Source organism: Micromonospora sp. NPDC049044 (assembly GCF_040649215.1).
Classification (GTDB): Bacteria; Actinomycetota; Actinomycetes; order Mycobacteriales; family Micromonosporaceae; genus Micromonospora.
Genome location: NZ_JBEZFA010000091.1, coordinates 1 through 1,147, shown reverse-complemented (window position 1 = coordinate 1,147; position 1,147 = coordinate 1). Strand labels below are relative to the sequence as shown.

General features: G+C 81.7%; 1 pseudogene. It reads left to right on the top strand.

Going from position 1 to position 1,147, the window contains the following annotated elements:
- Nucleotides 1–157 precede the first annotated feature (157 nt).
- Nucleotides 158–1,147: pseudogene (locus AB0B85_RS33600) on the top strand (hypothetical protein); the annotation flags it as partial.

The following is a 1,147-nucleotide window of genomic DNA, read 5'->3' as shown; positions in this document are numbered from 1 at the left end:
GCCCGGCGGCCCGACCCGTCCCCGTCCGGCGACGACTCCCCCCGGCCCGGCCGGGGGCCCGCCGACCTCTGGCGCGCCGACCGGTCGGCGGCCGGACGCCGCCGTTGCGCCGGGTCGCCATCCGGACGCCGCCGCAGCCGGGGGTCGGCCCGAAGCGATGCCGCCCCTGCGCCGTCCGGACGCCGGCCCGCCGGGTCGACGACCTGTTCCGGAGCCCACCGAGCCCGGTCGTGCACTGCCCCCGGCCGCGGGAACGTCCGCCGCTCGACGGGTCGGATCGGCGCCCGATCCGGCCCGGGCCGCCGAAGCGTCGGCCGCCGCCGGTCCGGCGAACCTGGCCGGCGGGCCGTCCGCGCCACCGGCCGGGGACGGCCTGCGACCCGACCCCGCCATCGACCGTGACCCGCGTACCGCGCGGCGTCGCCCGGGTCCGGTCGACCCGGGCGCACCAGAGCCCACCGACCGTCGTCCCGCCGAGCGCTCCCGCCCGGCCGCCGGCCGTCGCCGTGCCGCCGAACCCGACGAGCCCGTGGTGCCCCGCACGGGCAACGCCCCGCCGGTGCCCCCGGCCACCGGGGCGCACAGCGGTGCCACGCCCACCATCGGGACGGCCGACGGCACCGGCCGTCGCCGGGCCGTCGCCGACGAGCCGGAGCGACGGACGGCCGAGCCGGAGCGACGGACGCCGGCCGGCGGCGAACCCCGGGCGGACCGCCCCGAACGACCCGCCGACTGGCTGCGCCAGGCCGGCCGCCTGCCGCACACCGACCCCGGCCTGCCCGTGGTAAACCCTCGCGGCGGCACCCCGCCGGCCACGGGTCGCCGTCCGGCACCGACCGGCGACGCGGGCGAACTCGTCGATCACGCGTCGGGTCGCCTCGGCGTGCCCGACCCGGCCGCGGCGCGCACCACCGCCCGCCGGCCCGCCGGCCCGCCGGCCGACCCCGGTGCGGAGGGCCCCACCGGTCGTCGGGCCAGCCGACCTGCCACGGCGGGCAGCACCGGAGAGCAGGCGCTGCCCCATCCGCCGACGTCCGGTGATCGTCCCAACCTCCGCCGGGACCTGGTCGCCGGGCTGTCCGGCCGGGTGATCGAGATCGGGGCGGGCAACGGCCTGCTGTTCGCCCACTATCCACCCGGGGTGACC